The organism is Cellulomonas terrae (assembly GCF_007990265.1).
Taxonomy (GTDB): domain Bacteria; phylum Actinomycetota; class Actinomycetes; order Actinomycetales; family Cellulomonadaceae; genus Cellulomonas; species Cellulomonas terrae.
This window is the reverse complement of record NZ_BJWH01000028.1, coordinates 1-17,989: the sequence shown is the minus strand read 5'-3', so window position 1 is coordinate 17,989 and position 17,989 is coordinate 1. Positions and strand designations below refer to the sequence as shown.

The 17,989-nt window shown below is 71.6% G+C and carries 17 protein-coding genes; 6 read left to right on the top strand and 11 right to left on the bottom strand.

Annotated features, from left to right (window positions below):
• Positions 1–6 precede the first annotated feature (6 nt).
• Entirely contained in the window at positions 7–1,461 is a 1,455-nt protein-coding gene (locus tag CTE05_RS18395) for an XRE family transcriptional regulator (RefSeq protein WP_246123745.1), read from the top strand.
• A 13-nt stretch (positions 1,462–1,474) separates the two neighbouring features.
• Here CTE05_RS18395 and CTE05_RS20485 read toward each other — a convergent pair whose 3' ends face one another.
• From CTE05_RS20485 to CTE05_RS18340, 11 genes are all read right to left on the bottom strand, one after another.
• Positions 1,475–2,503: a thermonuclease family protein gene (locus CTE05_RS20485; protein ID WP_146847752.1), complete on the bottom strand. Its 1,029-nt coding sequence runs from the start codon at positions 2,501–2,503 to the stop codon at positions 1,475–1,477.
• Between the two features lie 179 nt (positions 2,504–2,682).
• On the bottom strand, positions 2,683–3,246 hold the full coding sequence (locus tag CTE05_RS18385; RefSeq protein ID WP_146847751.1) for a hypothetical protein: 564 nt from the start codon (positions 3,244–3,246) through the stop codon (positions 2,683–2,685).
• A 58-nt stretch (positions 3,247–3,304) separates the two neighbouring features.
• Complete coding sequence (locus CTE05_RS18380) at positions 3,305–6,157, bottom strand: hypothetical protein (protein WP_146847750.1); 2,853 nt, start codon at positions 6,155–6,157, stop codon at positions 3,305–3,307.
• Positions 6,154–7,989 carry an HSP90 family protein gene (locus tag CTE05_RS18375; protein ID WP_146847749.1) on the bottom strand — a complete coding sequence of 612 codons (1,836 nt, stop codon included), beginning with the start codon at positions 7,987–7,989 and terminating at the stop codon, positions 6,154–6,156. Before CTE05_RS18375 ends, CTE05_RS18380 begins: the two co-directional genes overlap by 4 nt.
• A gap of 120 nt (positions 7,990–8,109) precedes the next feature.
• Entirely contained in the window at positions 8,110–9,303 is a 1,194-nt protein-coding gene (locus CTE05_RS18370; protein ID WP_246123744.1) for a pectate lyase, read from the bottom strand.
• 127 nt (positions 9,304–9,430) lie between these two features.
• A complete protein-coding gene (locus CTE05_RS18365) occupies positions 9,431–11,002 on the bottom strand; it encodes a pectate lyase family protein (RefSeq protein WP_146847747.1) in 1,572 nt (523 codons plus the stop codon).
• Between the two features lie 200 nt (positions 11,003–11,202).
• The gene (locus tag CTE05_RS18360; RefSeq protein ID WP_146847746.1) at positions 11,203–11,811 is read right to left on the bottom strand and encodes a GyrI-like domain-containing protein; all 609 of its coding nucleotides are present in this window, start codon (positions 11,809–11,811) and stop codon (positions 11,203–11,205) included.
• Positions 11,808–12,125 carry a hypothetical protein gene (locus tag CTE05_RS18355; protein WP_146847745.1) on the bottom strand — a complete coding sequence of 106 codons (318 nt, stop codon included), beginning with the start codon at positions 12,123–12,125 and terminating at the stop codon, positions 11,808–11,810. Before CTE05_RS18355 ends, CTE05_RS18360 begins: the two co-directional genes overlap by 4 nt.
• 17 nt (positions 12,126–12,142) lie before the next feature.
• Positions 12,143–12,706 carry a hypothetical protein gene (locus CTE05_RS18350; protein ID WP_146847744.1) on the bottom strand — a complete coding sequence of 188 codons (564 nt, stop codon included), beginning with the start codon at positions 12,704–12,706 and terminating at the stop codon, positions 12,143–12,145.
• A gap of 208 nt (positions 12,707–12,914) precedes the next feature.
• The gene (locus tag CTE05_RS18345) at positions 12,915–13,922 is read right to left on the bottom strand and encodes a hypothetical protein (RefSeq protein WP_146847743.1); all 1,008 of its coding nucleotides are present in this window, start codon (positions 13,920–13,922) and stop codon (positions 12,915–12,917) included.
• A gap of 5 nt (positions 13,923–13,927) precedes the next feature.
• Positions 13,928–14,521 (bottom strand): hypothetical protein, encoded by a 594-nt coding sequence (locus tag CTE05_RS18340; protein ID WP_146847742.1) that lies wholly within the window; start codon positions 14,519–14,521, stop codon positions 13,928–13,930.
• A 348-nt stretch (positions 14,522–14,869) separates the two neighbouring features.
• Here CTE05_RS18340 and CTE05_RS18335 point away from each other — a divergent pair, with 348 nt between their 5' ends.
• From CTE05_RS18335 to CTE05_RS18315, 5 genes are read left to right on the top strand one after another with little or no spacing between them, the layout of a single operon-like run.
• A complete protein-coding gene (locus tag CTE05_RS18335) occupies positions 14,870–15,133 on the top strand; it encodes a hypothetical protein (RefSeq protein WP_146847741.1) in 264 nt (87 codons plus the stop codon).
• Positions 15,134–15,183: 50 nt separating this feature from the next.
• Positions 15,184–16,572, top strand: a complete 1,389-nt coding sequence (locus CTE05_RS18330; RefSeq protein WP_146847740.1) for a hypothetical protein — start codon at positions 15,184–15,186, stop codon at positions 16,570–16,572.
• Positions 16,573–16,607: 35 nt separating this feature from the next.
• Complete coding sequence (locus CTE05_RS18325; protein ID WP_146847739.1) at positions 16,608–16,895, top strand: hypothetical protein; 288 nt, start codon at positions 16,608–16,610, stop codon at positions 16,893–16,895.
• Entirely contained in the window at positions 16,892–17,314 is a 423-nt protein-coding gene (locus tag CTE05_RS18320) for a hypothetical protein (RefSeq protein WP_146847738.1), read from the top strand. Before CTE05_RS18325 ends, CTE05_RS18320 begins: the two co-directional genes overlap by 4 nt.
• 5 nt (positions 17,315–17,319) lie before the next feature.
• The gene (locus CTE05_RS18315; RefSeq protein ID WP_146847737.1) at positions 17,320–17,700 is read left to right on the top strand and encodes a hypothetical protein; all 381 of its coding nucleotides are present in this window, start codon (positions 17,320–17,322) and stop codon (positions 17,698–17,700) included.
• Positions 17,701–17,989: the final 289 nt, after the last annotated feature.

Below are 17,989 nucleotides of genomic sequence, written 5' to 3'. Positions count from 1 at the left end.
GACGGCATGACGACGACGGCCAACGGCGGCCTGGACACGCTGGTGCTGGGACGACGGATCCGGCACCTGCGCACGGGCCGGAACATGACGCTCGACGACCTGGGTGCGGCCATCGGTCGCGCGCCCTCGCAGGTCTCCATGCTGGAGAACGGCCACCGCGAGCCCAAGCTCTCGCTGCTGTCCCAGGTGGCGGAGGCGCTCGACGTCCCGCTGTCCGAGCTGCTCCGCACCGAGCCCCCGACACGCCGGGCGGCCCTGGAGGTCGAGCTCGAGCGTGCGCAGCGAGGACCACTGTTCGCGTCGCTGGGGGTCTCACCCGTGAAGGTCGGGCGGTCCCTGCCCGCCGACGCGCTCGAAGCCCTGGTCCGTCTGCAGGCCGAGATCCAGCGCCTGCTCACGGAGAACGCCGCCACCCCGGAGGAGGCCCGCCGCGCCAACGCCGAGCTGCGGCAGCGCATGCGGTCGCAGGACAACTACTTCCCCGAGCTCGAGGACCACGCCCGCCGCCTGCTCGCAGCGATCGACCACCCGGGAGGTCCGTTGTCGCAGCGGGCCACCGCCGACATCGCCGCGCACCTCGGCTTCGCGCTGCACTACGTCCCCGACCTGCCGCACTCCACGCGGTCGGTCACCGACCTGGCCCACGGCCGCATCTACCTGCCGCAGGGCAATCCCGGCACGAGCGACGCCCGCTCGCCGCTCCTGCAGGCCATCGCCAGCCACGTGCTCGGTCACGCGGAGCCCAAGGACTACGGCGACTTCCTGCGCCAGCGCGTCGAGGCCAACTACCTGGCCGCCGCCCTGATGCTGCCCGAGGACGGTGCCGTGCCGTTCCTCCAGGAGGCGAAGGCCGAGCGCCGGCTGTCCGTGGAGGACCTGCGCGACGCCTTCGCCGTGCCCTACGAGACGGCCGCGCACCGGTTCACCAACCTGGCGACGCGCCACCTGGGCATCCCCGTGCACTTCATGAAGGTCCACGAGGGCGGCACCCTGCACAAGGCGTACGAGAACGACGGCGTGAAGTTCCCCGCGGACCCGCTGGGCGCCATCGAGGGGCAGCCCGTCTGCCGGCAGTGGACCGCCCGCGTGGTGTTCACGCTGCCCGACCGGTTCACGCCGTACTACCAGTACACCGACACGTCGTCGGGCACCTACTGGTGCACGTCCCGCGTGCAGCCGTCGTCGCAGGGGGCGTTCTCCGTGTCCGTCGGGGTGCCGTTCGCGCACGTCCGCTGGTTCCGCGGGCGCGAGACCACCGAGCGCGCGTCGTCCAGGTGCCCCGACCCGATGTGCTGCCGCCAGCCCCCGACCGAGCTCGCCGAGCGCTGGTCCGACAAGTCCTGGCCGAGCGCCCGCCCGCACGCGTCCCTGCTGGCAGCTCTGCCGGTCGGGGTGTTCCCCGGGGTGGACACGACGGAGGTCTACCGGTTCCTGGACCGGCACGCGCCGACCCAGGGCTGACGTCTACGCGGGGTCACTTCTCGCAGCCGACACCGTCGCCGTCCTTGTCGAGCTTGCTGCTGTAGCCCGGCTGACCGGCGAGGATCGGGGCTGCGCCGGCGGCCTTGACCGCGTCGCAGTTCTTGTAGGAGACGGAGCCCCCCGACGTCGCGGCGGGCGCCTTCTGCACCGTGGCCGTCCCCGCGGCGATCCGCGCAGCCTCCGCGTCCGCGACCGCCTGCGCCTGACGCGCGGCCTCGTCGGCGGCAGCGGCTGCGGCTGCGGCCGCCTCGGCAGCCACGCGCTCCGCCTCGACCCGCTGCTCCTCGGAGGCCCGGAGCAGCGCGAGCGCGCTCGCCGCACCGCCCAGGCGGTCGTTCACCGCGGCCGTGCGGGTGCGCAGGTCGGCGATCATCGCCGCCGGGTAGCGCACCCACTGCTCCCCGTCGAGCAGCGCCGCGAGCGCCGCGCCGGTCGGCACCACGGCCGCGACAGCAGCTGCGTGCCGGTCGACCTCGGCGACGCCGACGCCCGCGGCCAGCACGGCGGCCGGCTCGGCGGCAGCAGCCGCGGCCTTCTCGAGCGCGACCACCTGCGCCTGCACGGTGCACTCGTCCTGGGTGCCGAAGAGCCCGGCGCCGACGTCGACGGCCTCCTGCTCGGCCGGCGCGACCTGCTCGGTGATCGCGGTGTCCACCACGGCATGCGCCAGCCCCTGGCGTGCGAGCTCCGCGTTGACCAGGACGTCACCCGCGAAGACGGCGGCGACGGGGTCGTCGGCGGGCTCGAGCCGGACCTCCGCCCCGATGGGCAGGAGGTCGGAGAGCGCCGCCGCCGAGTCCTCGCCCAGGCACTCGTCCAGCGCGGGCGGGTCGATCCCCAGCAGCGTCACGGTGACCGCCTTGCCGGCCCGCTCCACCTCGACCGTGCGTCCGTCGAGCACCGCCGAGACGGTGGCGACGTCAGACTCGGTCGAGGGCTCTGCGTCGACGCCGCAGCCGGTCGTCCACGCGGCGACGACGAGGCCCAGCAGGGCGACGGTGACCGGGCGGCGAAGGCGCATGCCTAGGCATCGGCGTCACGACACCCGACCAGGACCCGGCAGCGCACAGTTCCCTCGTCCGCGTACTCCTCACGGGTGAGGCCCGACGCCGATCCTCGCCCCGACAACCGTGACCTGCACGCGTGCTCCTCGTCCTCGGGGGCCTGGTGCCAAGGATGTCGGGGCAGGAGGTCACCGCGTCAGGCCACGGCTGCGCGCTCCTGTCCGAGGCGCGACAGCGCCGTCGCCAGACCGAACCGGGCGGCCAGCGCGTCAAGGCTCGTGAGACCGACCACCCCGCGGCTGGCGTGCACGGCGACGAGCGCAGGGAGCAGGTCGTCGTGCGGGACGGGCACGGTCGCCTCGAGCAGGGTCTCCGTCCCGTCGGTCACCAGGTACGACATCGCGGGCCCGAACTCGTCGGCCGGCGCGACCCGGAACCGTACGGACCCGACCTCGACCGGAGCCGGCAGCGGCTGGCCCGCGACGTGACCGATCTCCAGCAGGTCGCGGATCGCCTTCGCGCCGTCGGCGTCGAGCCCGGCCGAGGCGTCGAGGGAGTCGAGGTCCGCGAGCACGACGCACGACTCGGTGGGCTCCACGGAGCCCGGGTGCCAGGAGGCGTCGACCTCGAGCGCGAGGAAGCCCCCGCTCACCGAGAACGCGTCCCGGATCAGCGTCGCCCGCTCGTCGGCGGACAGGCCGCGCATGGGGTGACGACGGGTGGTCCCGGCGGAACCGCACGAGCACGAGAGAGTGATCATGGGACCAGGGTGCAACCGACCACTGACACGCCCCCGCCGCACACGCCGCGAAAGCCGATCAGCCGTCGTCCCCGAAGTGCCGCTCCCAGAACGCCTGCGCCTCGTCGGGCCGGCCCGCCTGGTCGAGCCACGTCGCCGCCGAACCGGCCGCGTGGCTGCCCACCTGGGTGGCACCGGCGGCCCTGGCGCGCACGGCGACGTCGTCCAGGAGGGCAAGCCCTTCCTCGTCGCGGCCGACCTCGAGCAGCGCGATGCCGCGCAGGGTCTCGCTGTCGAGCGCGCGGGCACCGTCGCCGAGCGCCTGCCACGCCTCGGGCAGACCCTCGAGCTCGTCGAGTGCCCGCTGGTACTCGTCCGCCTGCCGCAGCAGCTGCGCGGACAGGGTGCGGAGCGTGGCGTCCTCCCACGGGAAGTCCCAGGTCTCCAGGTCCCCGGCGGCCGACGGGTCGGCGAGGATCCGGGCCTGCGCGACGTCGTTGGCGGTGCGGGCGCTCTGGAGGTCAGCGAGCGCGGCGTCCAGGCCGTCGGCGTCGAACCGTGCCCAGATGCGGTCGCGGCGGATCACGAGGGCCGCGGCGTCGAGCCCGCTGACGATCGCGGCGTCGAGAGCCTCCGCGTAGATCCTCGTCGCCTCGACGGCGTCCACCGACTCCCGCAGACCCGCGAGGCGGTGCAGCGCGTGGCACGCGAGCGCGGCGGTCCCGTCGGGACCGGTGGCGAGCTCGACCGCCTCGCGCGCGAGGGCCCCGGCACGGTCCGGCTCCGCCATCGCCGACGAGAGGCGCGACGCGAGGTCCAGCAGGGAGAGCCGCTGCTCGGTCCGGTACCGGCGCTGTCTGCGGGGGACGACCCGGTCGCGCGGGACGATCCCCAGGGTCGACTCGGCGAGCTCGATCGCCTCGAGCTCACGGCCGCGCCGGGCCATGATCTGCGCGACGAGGGTGCGGCAGTCGATGGCGACGTCGGCGAGGTCCTCGTCCAGGGCGGCTGCGGCGACGGACATGGCATGGGCCTCCGCACGCTCGTGGTCGCCGGACGCGACGAACGCCCGGGCGCGCGCGGCCTCGACGTGGAGCGCGAGCGCCGGCGCACCGGCACGCCGCGCGACCGTCGCGGCGTCGTCGAGGAGTGCGAACGTGCCGGTCAGGTCACCGGCGTTCGCGCCGGCGCCGGCCCGGCCACCCAGCACCTGGACCCGCACCTCCGGCTCCTCGTCGTCCTCGAGCGGCTCGAGGACCGGGCCGTCGGGAGCGGTGGCGAGGCGCAGCCGCGCGACGAGGCCGCGGTCGTGCGGGGTCAGCTCGCTGACGGCGGCCAGCAGGTCCAGGGCCTCGCCGCGCAGTCGTGCGGCGAGGTCGTCCGGTGCGTCGACGGCCAGCCGCGAGCGGACCAGGGCTCGCTGGCTGGTCGTCCCGGTGGCGTCCACCGCCCGGAGGACGGGCTCGGGCTCGATCGGGAGTCCCGCACGCAGGTCGCCCAGGAGCTCGACGAGCACCGCCTCCGCCTCGTCACCGAGCTGCCGGTAGAGCTGCGCGGCGCTCCGGGTGAGCTCCGGTTCCGGGTCGGGCGAGCTCCACGCGCAGAACGCGTCCAGGTCCGCGCGTGGACGCACGACAGCCGTCTCCGTGTCCCGTCGCGCCGACCAGTGCGCGGCGAGCCGGCCCCACGTCGGCCGGTGCGCGACGCGTTGCGCCAGGGCGGCGAGATCCGCCAGCGCGGCGACGTCCAGGGCGTCCAGGTCGACGTCCTCCTGGAGCGCGGGGTGGGCGGGGACCCGCGGCAGGTCGAGCGGCCGGGCCGTCGTCCGGTCCGGGTGCGTCGAACCGAGCGGGAGGGTGGGCAGGTCCGGTGCCGAGATCCAGCGCCGGATTCCGTCGCCGACGGTCGTCGTCCCGTTGCGCTCGTCGAACCGGCGGGCCGTGGTGAGCGCCTGGGCCTCGACGCGTGCGAGCAGGTCGACCGCTCGCTCGGGCTCCCGGCCGCGTCCGTGGACCAGCAGGTCGCCGTCCCCCGCCTCCACGACCCTGCGCAGCAGCCGCGTCGCTGCCGCGGCGAGCTGCATCCCCGTCATGGGCGTCGACGGTCGGTCGAGGGCGTCGAGCTGCTCCGTGAGCACGTCCAGGCCGCGGCTGACGTTGCCGGTACGGGCCAACACCTCCAGGTGGCGGGCGACGGCAGCGGTCTCCCCGGGGTTGCGTCGGCTCGCGCGGTAGGCGCTGCGGTGCGACGCGGCGGCGGTCTCGACGTCACCGAGCTCGACGATCGACGCCAGCGCCATCGCCACGGCGCGCTGCGGCTGCTCGGAGCACCCGACCTCACCGCGCACCACGGGGCCGAGCTCGTCGACGACCTCCTGGTGGCGGCCCAGCTCGGCCAGGTGGGAGATCCGCTGGTCCGGCTCGCAGCCCTTGCAGTCCGACAACCGGGTCCGCGGCGCCCGCCGCCACTCCAGGTACTCCGCCTCCGACGCGGCGGCACCGTGCACGTGCGCGTGCAGGACATAGGCGCAGCTGAGCACCGGCGCGAGACCCTCACCTGCGGCGACGTACCGGTCCCGCATCCCGCCGAGCACCGACTCCAGCTGGGCCAGCGAGATCTCCGGGTGGTCGAGCAGGTCGACCACCATCCACTTGTGCAACCACAGCACCCGGTGGCGGTCGGCGTCCGTCAGCCAGTCCGGCTCGGCGTCGTAGCACCGGACGAGGTACGCGAACGGGGCGAACATGCGGTGCTTGGCGGTCGCGTAGAAGAACGACTCGACGAGCTCGAGCCGAGCGCGGAACCGCATCTCGTCGTCGGCGGAGGCGTCGGCGACCCGCACGAGCTCCTCCGCGGCGGCGGTCCGCTCGAAGCGCGGGGTGAGGGCCACCTGGTCCAGCAGCTGCTGCACCTCGGCTCGGGTCACGGTCACGCGGGGGTCCCTTCGGGTGCGTCGACCGCGCGGTCGAGCAGGGCGTTGAACGAGCGGTCGATCAGGGCGGTGTCGACCGGGCGCAGCCGCCTGCCGCCGGCGAGCAGCGCCCGCCCGTACAGGGACTCGGCGGCGACCTGCCGCAGTGCGGCGTCCCGCAGGACGAGGACCCGTCGCACCGTGGGGTTGGTGTCGTTGAGCAGGAGACGCGGCCGGTCGCTGCCGCCGTCGTCGAACGCACCGAGCAGCGCGCTCCACACGTCGTCGGCCTCCGCGGCGGCGGCGCGGACCTCCCGCCGGGCCCGCCGGTCGCCCTCGTCGAGCAGGAGAGCGGGCAGCGACACCGGCGCGAACGCCCGCAGCTCGACGTCCACCTGGACCCCGTCGAGCGCCGCCCGCACGTCGGCGAGGGCCGCCGCGACCTCGCACAGCCGCTCGTCGGGCACGAGCCGCACGTGCCCGTCGATGTCCCCGGGCACGACGACCTCGACGACGGCGGTCGGCTCGACGTCGCCCAGCCGGCGCACCAGGTCCAGGTCGAACGTGTAGCCGCCGTTCACGACCGCGACGCCCTGCGCCGCCAGGACGGCACCGACCTGACGGAAGTCGTCGACCGTCGCGGCCACGCGGACCACGTCGGTCGTCCGCAGCAGCTCCGGCAGGGTGCACCGGCCCTGGTTGGTCTCGAAGGGCAGGAGCGGCAGGAGGATCCGGAGCAGGTCGTCGTCCTGCAGCGCCATGGCCTTGACGGCCACCTGGTGGATCGCGAGGAACCGCTGCATCCGTTCGGGCTGGGTCGACGCCATCCGCACGAGCCACGCGCGCACCTGGGCGCCGATCTCCGCGCGCGTCTGCTCCAGCAGGTCGTCGTCGAAGAGGGCTTCCCGGTTGGCCGTGGGGCGCAGCAGCTGGGAGTCCACGGCACACCGGACGAAGAACGCCCACTCCGGCACCAGGTCGGCGACCTGGTCGGACAGCAGCATGCCCTTGAGGTGGACGCGGTGGCGCCCCGGGCTGGCGCTGGCCGCGCGATGCCCCCCGATCACGGCGACACCGTCGAGCCCGGCCTGCGGCACCCGGATCGGCAGCACGTGGAACGGCTCACCCCCGAGCTCGGCCGTCGCGAGCTCGACGCACGCGGCCCGGCGTCGCTCGGGGTCCTCGATCCGCCACGGAGGCGTCCGCAGGCTCGCGTCCACGTCGCCGGTGGCAGTCCGCACGACGACCCGGTGCGGCAGGTGGGAGCCGAAGTGCCGGGCCAGGTCCACGACGGAGACGCTCTCGAGCAGGTGCTCCGTGCCGCGACGCGGGGTCAGCGTCACGCAGGTGCCCGGTCCGCCGGCCAGCCAGGCCACCCGCTCGTCGTCCGCCGCGAGGCCGTCCGGCAGCGTCGCCAGCTCGTACGTGCCGTCCGCGTGCCCGACCCACCGCACCCACGGCCCGTCGGCCCGTCGCGACACCACCTCGATGTCCTCGCTGACCATGAAGCAGCTGAGCAGCCCGATGCCGAACTGCCCGAGCAGGTCCGAGCGCGCCAGGCCCAGCTCGTCGCGCTTGCTCGACCGGCCGATCGTGGCCAGGAACGTGCGGACGTCCTCCTCGTCGAGGCCCACGCCCGAGTCCATCGCGTGGAGCCTCCGGTCGGCAGCGACGTCGGTCGGGACGAGCAGCAGGGCCGGCCGGTCGTCGCCGGTCCCGCGCACCGTGACGGCGTCGACGGCGTTCTGCATCAGCTCACGGACGTACACCCGGGGGCCGGAGTACAGGTGGTGGCTCAGGAGGTCGACGATGCCGCGAAGGTCGACCTGGAACGTGCTCTCGTCCTCACGCACGCGTGAACTGTAGGGCAGGCGTCCAGACCGGGGTCGGTGTTTGCGCACAGGGCCCCCGCGCGACCTCGCGGTCGCACGGGGGCCCGGTCGTGGTGTGCTCGCGTCAGTGCCGTCGAGACGTCACCTGTAGGTGATGGAGGAGGTCGAGTACCCGCACGCGGAGGAGGGTCCGGAGCCGATCTTGGACGGTTCGCCGGAGGTCACGCCCTTGTACTCCTCGCAGATCACGATCTTCTTCGACGAGTCGTTGTAGATCTGGACGTTCGTGATCGTGGCCTTGTCGCCGAGGTTGGAGTTGATCCCGACCAGGGACTTGCCCGGGGCGGTGACCTTGATGTTGTCGATGACCACGGTGCGCGCGTACTGCTTGGAGCAGTTCCCGCACGAGCGGTAGAGCTTGCCGAAGTCGGTCACCTGGAAGTTCTTGATGACGAACCTGCCGGGCCCGTTGTGCTGGAACACCTTGTCCGAGGCACCCTTGGCGCCGCCGCCGGTGACGGTCATGACCTGCGAGCTCGACGAGCCCTTCAGCGTGGCGGCGTCCTCGCCGACGTCCTCCCACCACACGTTCTCCAGCGTGCAGGTGCCGGTGCAGTGGATGCCGTCGCCGGCGTCGGTGCCGATGATGACGTTCTTCAGGGTCGCGCCGTCGGAGAGCTGGAAGATCGGCGGCTGGGACTCGTCCTGGTCACCCGAGGAGATCCCGTAGTACCGCACGTACCCACCGTCGCGGGTGCCGGAGACGCTGATCGTCGAGGACACCTTCTGCTGACCCGACGCCGACGGCCACGATCCGGACGGGGGCGCGGTCGTCGTCGTCGGCGACGGGGTCGGCGAGGACGTCGGGCTCGAGGTCGGGCTCGTCGTCGGGTTGGACCCGCTGGAGTACGTCTCGAACTCCGCGACCTGCGGCGTGGACGACGCGCTGGTGATGGTGAAGGTGACCTTCTTCAGCGACGTCGAGCTGAAGCTGATCGCGCCGGCGCCGCTGCCGGTCTTCAGGGTCGAGCCGGTGTCCGCGTTGACCAGCGTCCAGGACCCGATCCGGCCGGCCGCACCCGAGGTCTCACGGATGACCACGGACGACACCGTCGTGGCAGAACCCCACTTGATCGAGATGCTCCCGGTGGAGCCGCTCGGCGACCAGTACGTGCTCAGCGAGCCGTCCTTCACGTTGCCGTAGCTGGTGCCGCTGCCCTTGCTCGACCCGTCGGCGCCCGCGCCCAGGCTGAGGTTGGTCCCGTCCGCGGCCTGCGCGGCCGACATCGAGACCGCGGCCACCCCGATCGTGGCGGCCATGGCCAGAGCAGCCATGGCTGCCAGGGGCCGTCGTGCTGATGCTTGTCTCATCGTTGCCTCGTCTTCGTGTGTGGTGCTCGTCGGCTCTGGGAGGCGCGACCCCGGACCACGTCGGGCCCGGGGTCGCGCGGTGACGTGCGGGTCAGCCGGCGTAGGTCTCGAACTCCGCGACCTGCGGCGTGCCCGACGCACTCGTGATCTGGAACGTGACCTTCTTCAGCGACGTCGAGCTGAAGCTGATGACGCCCGCTCCGGTGCCGGTCTTCAGCGTCGCTCCCGTGTCGGCGTTGATGAGCTTCCACGCACCGATCCGGCCGCTGGCGCCGGAGGTCTCACGGATGTTGACCTTCGACACCGTCGTGGCGGAGCCCCACTTGATCGAGATGCTCCCGGTGGAGCCGCTCGGCGACCAGTACGTGCTCATCGAGCCGTCCTTGACGTTGCCGTAGCTGGTGCCGCTGCCCTTGCTCGACCCGTCCGCACCGGCGTTGAGGCTGAGGTTGGTCCCGCTCGGCGCCGTCGACGTCGGGGTCTGGGTGGGCGTCGACGTCTGCGTCGGGTTGGAGGTCGGCGTGGTCGTCGACGTCGGCGTGGCGGTCGGGGTCGTCGGGGTGCAGGACCCGTTCGACACCTGGAGGCCCTTGTTGGCGCCGGCCGTCTGGGCGACGACGTTGGGCACGCAGCTCGCGCCGTCCAGCGTGTACGAGTACGGGATGCTGACGGACGTCGTCGACGTCACGTTCGGTCCGGCCGGGTTGTTGTCGCTGCTCTTCGACGACCAGGTGATGTTGTCGAAGATGTTCCCGGCGACCTGCCAGGTGCCGGCCTCGTCCGTGTAGAACGTGCCCAGGACGTCCTTCGAGTCCTTGAAGTAGTTGTTCTCCACCTTCGCCTTGGCGCCGGCTCGGGAGTTGATCCCCGACTCGTGCAGGTTGACGTAGGAGTTGTTGTAGATGTGTGCGATGCCGCCGCGCAGCAGCGGGGTGCGCGAGTCGAGGTTCGAGTACAGGTTGTGGTGGAACGTGATGTTCCCGCTGCCCGTGTCGGTCTCGCTGGAGCCGATGAGGCCGCCACGACCGGAGTTGCGCAGGATCGAGTAGGACAGCGTCACGTACTCGACGTCGTTCTTCAGGTCGAAGAGACCGTCGTAGCCCTCCGACTCCCCGCCCGACGCCTCGAGGGTCACGTGGTCGACCCACACGTTGCGGACGGTGCTCTCCATGCCGATCGCGTCGCCGCCGTTGGAGGTGGGCGAGCCCGACTTCTTGACGTTCTTGACGGTGACGTTCTGGATGATGATGTTCCTCGAGTCCCGGATGTGGATCCCGATCTGGTCGAACGTCGCGCCGCTGCCGACGCCGACGATGGTGACGTTGCTGATGTTCTTCAGCTCGATCACGCCGGACGCGGTGCTGCAGCTGCCCGACACCTGCGAGGTGTTGCCGACGGTGATCGTGCCCTGCACCTGGATCGTGATGGGGGTGCTGGTGCTGGCGCGGCTGCACAGCGCCTGGTGGATCGCGGTGCCCGTCGAGGCGGTCACCGTCGCGCCGCCGGCACCGCCCGTGGTGCCGCCGTTCTGCGTCGCGTAGCCGGTGACGCCACCGGTCGCCGCCTGCGCGGTAGACATCGAGATCGCGGTGACGCCGATCGTGGCCGCCATGGCCAGGGTGGCCACCGCCGCCAGGGGGCGTCGTGCTTGTGCTCGTCTCATCGTTGCCTCGTCTTCGTCATTGGAGTAGGCCGCTGCCTCGACTCACGGAGTCAGGCGCCCGGTGTCGTCGGAGCGTGAGCAACCGGTTTCTCGATGGTAGGAGACCGCTTTCCGTCGGCCGAGTGACTAAACGATTCGGCGCGCTGTTTCTCATTCGGGCGCCATCGCCAGCCCCGTCACGGCACGAGCGTCACAGCTCGTCAGGCATCAGTCACAGTCACCACGGGCTGTCGCAGGATGGTGCGCTGCCTCTCGGGCGCGACCCGACGCCGGTCGCTCAGGTAGATCTCGTGGTGCGTCCCGACCATGCGCAGGCCGTTGCCCGGGATGAACTCGTCGTGCAGCCGCGCGAGCACCTCGGCCTCGTCGTCGAACGCGCCGACGTGCAGCGTCTGCACGCACAGCCCCTCGGACAACGTGCCGAGCCGGAGGTCCGCTGCGCCGGCCTTCTCGATCGCCGCACCGACCAGCTGCCCGTCCAGCCAGTCCGGGACCAGGATCATCAGCGTCCAGTCCCACCGTGACTTGTCCCGCGCCGCCGTGAACGACGCCATGTCGTCGGCCCACCACAGCCCCTCGAGCGGCGGCACGACGTAGTCGCGGCCGAGGTCGCGCTTGCTGGCGAACTTGAGCGTGTAGGCCACCGGGTACAGCGCCTCGACCGCCCGGGTGAAGTCCGGCGACGAGTTCGGGTCACCGTGGCCGTCGACCATCAGGTACTGCAGGTCCGGCACGTCGACGAGCCGGAACTCCCCCTGCCGCGCCCGATAGCTGTCGAGAGACTTCTTGACGTCGACCTTGTCCGTCACAGCGCTGTCGCGGCGACCGTCGCCGTCCCGCACTGCACGCAGACCGCCGCGTCCTGGACCAGGTGGAAGCTGGCGCACGCGGGGTTGGTGCACGTGCGCGTCTCGCTGCCGGCCGGACGCGTCTGCGGGTCCGGGTGGCCCTTGAGCGGCATCGGGGTCGAGTAGATCGGGGCGATCGGGCCCCCACCCGGTGGTGGGACGCGCAGGACCGTCCAGACGGTCGGCCGCCCGCACACGGGGCACGTCGCGGCCGTCTGCACCTTCCCGTTCGCGGCGCACCCCTCGGTGGTGCACCTGCGGGCCACGTTGGACATGGCGTCTCCCTTCGCGGTCAGGCGGCTCGTCGCCGCGCCCGGACGATGAGCGGGATCCCGACGCCGAGGCCGACCACGACGAGCCCGAGCAACCACCACACCCAGGCCGGGGTGCTCTCGGCGGCCTCGGCCGGCTCGTCGGTCGACGCGGACGGCGACGGCGTGGGCTCCTCGGTCGGCGTCGGCGTGGGTGTTGCTGTCGGTGTCGTCGTGGGCGTCGGGGTCGGCTCCGGTGCAGCCGTCGGCTCCGGGACGGCTGTCGGCTGCGGTTCGGGGACCGGCTCGGTCACCGTCGGTTCGGGAGCGACGGCGGTCTCGGTCGGGGCAGGAACGACGGGAAGCGTCGGCAGCACCGCCGTCGGCGTCGGCAGCGACGGGATCGTCACCGTGGGAGTCGGCACCGTCGGCAGCGTCACCGTCGGCGTCGGCAGCGACGGGATCGTGATCGTCGGCGTCGGCAGAGTGAACGTCGGCGTCGGAAGGCTCACGCCGCCGTCGCCGCACGACGCCAGCACCACCGCAGCAAGCAGCGCGCCGAGCACGCCCGTCGTGCGACGAAGGATCCTCCGTGGTGCGTTCACCCCAGGCCCCTTCCGGCGACCGCTCGACCTCGCACACCGATGCGGTCATCTGACCACATTCCGACCTGCCGACGCCCGCGTTCGGCGATCCTTCCCACCGCCGTGACGTCGCCCGCTCGGCCATCCCGCGTCACGCAGCAGTGGGCACGGGTCGCGCGCCTTGTCCAAGACTGCCGACCCGGGACGGGGCCGCGAGGTAGCGCTGGTGCTAGTCGCGAGTGACCAGGGCCTGGATCTCGGCGACCGCGATCTGCGCGGTCGTGACCACGATCTGGTTCGTCAGCGGTGTCGCGGTCGCGTCCAGCGACGACGTCCACGACGCGGCCCACGTCGCCGTCGCGCTCAACGTCACGGTCGGCAGCGACTGCCCGTCCTCGACCCGCTCGCCCGCGGTCGAGCGCAGGAATGTGATCGCGCACGTCGTGCCCGACGCACCCTCGGCCCACGGCGTACCGGTGTCCTCACAGCGCACCGGGTCCGCGCCCGGCGCCGAGACCTCCATGCCCGCCAGCACCGCGTCGACCTGCGCCCACGTCCCGGGGATCTCCGCCCGAACACGGACCGCCGTCGGGGCGTCCTCGACCCACACCCAGGTATCCATCCCCACCACCGTGGCCCCCGACCCCACCAGCGACGGGTTCCACCGGATCGTGCCCTCCGGCAGATCCATGGCATCGCGCGCCACCTGCGCCAGCACCGCCGGATCGACCTCGACCTCCTGCGCAGGCACGGGATCCGACGGCTCCACGAACAGTCCCGGGTGCGACGCGTAGTAGCGCTGCCGGTACTCCAGCGGTGCATCCGCCCGACACGTCGCCTCGAACCAGTGCCCCTCGACCGCGGCATACGCCTCGTACCCCGCGTGCAACGTCGGATCCACGTACTGGTCCGCGCTCGGCGACCACCCACCCTGCTCGACCAGACCCCCCGGACGCCACGTCTCGAAGTACTGCGCCCCCGTCAGACCCCGCCCGTACCAGCACGCTGGTGGAACCCGCACCGTCGAGGTGCTCGTGAGCTCCCGCCCCGACGACGTCGATCCGTCCTGCGTCACCACCACCTCCAGACCTCCACCCACCGCCACCGGCGACACCACCGCCGGCGGAGGCGTGGGCGAGTCTCCGTCGTCCCAGCCTGGCGAGGACTGGCTGACGGACATCGCCGGGGCTGCCGAGACCACTGCGAGCGCGAGAGCCCACGCGAGGGCGGCTCCCATCCGTCTCAGCATTCCCCGGCAGCCGTCCTCGTCAGGACGATCCATGTCTTGTCCGCGACCCGCGCCAACGTCAGCTCCTGGCGAGAGATCCCGCCGAATCCGGCTTCCTCTGGGGTGTACGAGCCATTCGGGTCGGAAAAGGTCGCACCGGCGTAGTCCAGGCAGGCAACTGCCCGAGCGCTCTCACCCTCGACGACCACATCCCGCACCTGCACACGGAACACCCCGCCGATGTGCCCTCCTTCGATGCTCGCGTTCTTGTCCGCCATCTGCTGCATCCGGACGTGGATCTCGGGCGAGGCGATCGAGCTGAGCTTCGGGCTGACGGTGTTTGTCGTCAGCGTCCGCCAGTACTCCGTCTCGAGGGTCGCGACCCAGTGATAGACCTCCGCCTCGTCGCCCGTCAGGCTCTGGTCGTCCTCGAAGACGATCCCCAGCTCGGCATCGGAGTAGTCGATGGTCGGCGACGGCGTCGGGGTCTGAGCCGTCGTCACCGTCGCAGACGCGGTCAGCCCAGGCAGCGGCTCCCGCGGTGACGAGCACGCCACCACAGCAACGACGACGACCACCGACAGAACGCCACCCACGACCGACCGCATCAACGACCCCCTGATCCGCACCCCAGCACCCGCCGGGGCGCCGAACCGTACCGAACCCGACATCGGCCGGGTGGCTCTTATCCACACCCGGACTCCCACGCAGCAGCGTTCGGTGCGCGCACTGCCCGAGGGTCGCTGGACGCCCCATCACGTTCGAGGGCGAGCCGCGTGTGTACCCCGACCGAACGAGCTGAGCCCAGGGCTCGACGGCGGCCGACCGTCGCACGGCCTGTGGACAATTCGGGCGATACGTTTCCCGGCCCGCGCTAGGTTCCCGACCTCACAGGCGGGCAACGAACCGAGGAGCGCGACGCGGTGGATCCAGTGGCACGTGCCGACGACCGGGTGGTGGATCTGCAGACGCTCCTGGCGGACTTTCGTGCGGCGCGGAGCAGGGCGCCGTCGCTGACGACGCCCACCGCCGCGGTCGGCGCACCTGGCACGTGGACCGGGTCCGCGGCCGACCGCCTGCACCGCGACGACCTCGTACCGTTGTCCGGCTCGCTTCCGCGGGATCTGGACCGGGCCGAAGAGACGATCCTCGACGAGATCGCGCACGCGCAGCGGGCAGTACGACGTGCGCGCGAGGATGCCGAGGCCGGGTCGACGTGAGCCGGATGGTGCAGGTCTGCCCCGAGGCGCTCGGAGCGGTTCGCGACGACGTGGCCGCGACCCGCGACGCGATCCGCGACGACCTGAGTCCGCTGCGCCGGCGCATGACCGAGCTCGGTGTGCCCACCGCAGCGATGAACGACGTGCTCTCGGTCGCCGACAGGCTCGACACCGACGTGCTGCCCACCCTGGACTGGCACGTTGCCCGCGCCCGGGATCTCGCGTCTCTGCGCTACGGCGGATCGATGGGCGCCGTCCTCCCGGTCGTCGACGTCGACGGGCCGTTCGGGCCACCACCCGACCCGTTCACCCAGACACCCTCCGGCGACGGGTCGACCGCTCTGACCTGGCCCGCTGCGCCGTTCGAGGTGCGAGAGGCCGACCGGCAGGCGACCGAGACCTCAGACCCGATCGCGTCGTGGTTCGAGGACCGTTTCGCTGAGCTCGACACGTCCGTCCAGAACGGCTTCGACTGGCTCGTCGACACCTGGGACCGGGCGGTCGAGACCGGTGCTGAGCTTGGCGACTGGTGGGAGGCGACCACCGCCGACCTCGGCGGCTGGATCGACGAGTGCCTCGTCGACGTCCGGGAGCTCATCGGCAGGCATGTCGCCGTGTTCCGGTTCCTGGCCGACGCGTGCCGGGTCCTCGGGTGGGTTGTCGTGGCGTTCGGGGTCGTCCTGACCGTCGGCCTGGCCGTCATCGGGGCCATGGGCGGCTCAGCACTCGGTGCCGTGTTCGGGATAGGGGTGGGTGCCGTCCCCGGAGGAGGCGCCGGTGCGCTCGCCGGCGCCGCGGTCGGCCTGAAGGTCCTCGGTGCCGGGTTCGCGATGTTCTCGGTCGGCGACTTCCTGGACGTCGCCGCGGACTGGGGCGAAGGCACCACCGACGGCCAGGACCTCCTCCGGCAGGGAAGCCTCGAGATCACCCTCGCTCTGTGCTCTCTGATCGGCATCGGCGTCTTCGCCAAGATCCTGCACAAGGTCGTCCACGGCCTGCCCGACCACGTGAACGATCGGGTTGGCGGCCCGCCCACAGATGTCCCTCCGCTTCCGGAGCCGGCGAACCCTCGAGCGGAGAGTGGCATGGCGGAGTCCCTCGCCGACAGCGCGATCGACGTTCACGCACTCAGGGCCGCCGTGAGCACGAGGATCAGCACTCAGCGTCAGGGTCGCCACGTCGTGAGCGCGCGTCAGTACGCGGGCGGTAGCTACTTCAGCTCGGCCGACGACGCTCAGCGGGTTCTGGACGACTTCCACAGCGGCGCAGCCGAGGTCTTGGGAAGGAAAGGCGACGATATCGTTGTACAGGACCTGAGTGTCACCGGTTTCAACCACAACCCCGGTGCGGGATTTCCAGATCAGGCGACGAACATCTTCTTCATCAAGGGTTCGGTTTCCCCGAGCGTGGTTCCCTACAACCCGAATTGGACGCCATGACTCTTCCAACACCAGACGATCCCGGGAACGCGCCGGTGTGGGACAACTACATCGTTGCGCAATCGGTCCAAGCGAGTCTTGGACTGCTACCGCGAAGCGCACTCGCGGTCGGGGTGCGCATCGTCGGAACAGACGTCGAGCTGCACTTTCAGCTGAGCGAGCTGACCGAGAACGATATCGCCGACATCGACGACATCGTGAGCGGGTTGGAGTCGATCACCGGCCAGCATGTCCGCGTCGGCAAGACCTACCAGATCCTCGCCGGCCCAATGCTCTCCCCACACGACGACCTCCGCTGGATCTTCTTGGCCCGCGATGAGTGAGGGAACACGAATCCCACCGCTGGCTCACCGACGACGGAGCCGCCAACGAGAAGCGCCTGGAGCACCTGCGCGAGCGGGCCGGCCTCGCGTCGCGGGTCTCTGTGCTGCGCACCTTCGTCCTCGCCTGGCGTGTCGGATCGGGCAAGACGACGATCCGCACCGAGCACGCAGTCCGAGCAGTTCTGTCGTTGGCACCTGATGGACAGCGGAAGTCCGAGTGGGCCGGCATCGACGCGGGTGACATCGTGCTCCAGGTCGAGAACGGCAAAGCACGCAGGCTTGAGATGACGGTGGCAACGACAAGGCGGCCGACGATCGGCCGTTCGCCCGGAATGCCCCACGGCGCCTGGATCGACGCTGCCCGAGGGAGAGTCACGTTGCTCGGAACACGGAGGGAGTCGCACCAGATGCGTGAGTAGAGCTCGTGAAGGCCGCCTATCTCGTGTCCCTCGCCCCGTCGTTCGAGGACGACGTCTGGCGTGCTGCGGCAACTTTGGGCGCAGACGTTCAGGGGCAGTGCGCGCAGTTCCGCGACGACGAGGACCACTCCCTGACGATCTTCGGGGATCTGGGTCAGGAGGGTGCGTGGGAGTGGCAGCAAGGACCGTTCGAGTTCCGGGGCACAGCCCCAGCGCCTGACCTGAGCAGGGCCGCCGCTCTCTCGGTCGAGTGCCGGTGGGAGGACTTGTTCGCCTCGTGGGTCGGCCGGCTCGCAGCACTGCTGCCCGCACCCTCGTGGGTCGTCGACGGCGACGGCGTCGTGTGGCCGGCCACGCAGGTCGATCCCGTCGCGCTGCGCCTGTAGTCGGCGCATCGGGACCTCTCGCTCGCTGCGGGACCGGGCGCCAGAAAGCGCACGCCGACCCCCGGCGATGGGGATCGGTACACACCGTCGCACGCCGAGCACGAATTATGCCGCAATTTTCTTCAGCGACATCGTGGAATTGAGTGCTCATTGTTCTTTCGGGCCCTGAAAGGCGGCATTGACGCTATCGTCGACGGATGAGACCGCCTAGCACCCTCACCGCTCTCGCCGCCGCCTTGCTGGTGAGCGCACTGCCTCTCACGGGCTGCTCCTCGGGCGAGCCGGAAGG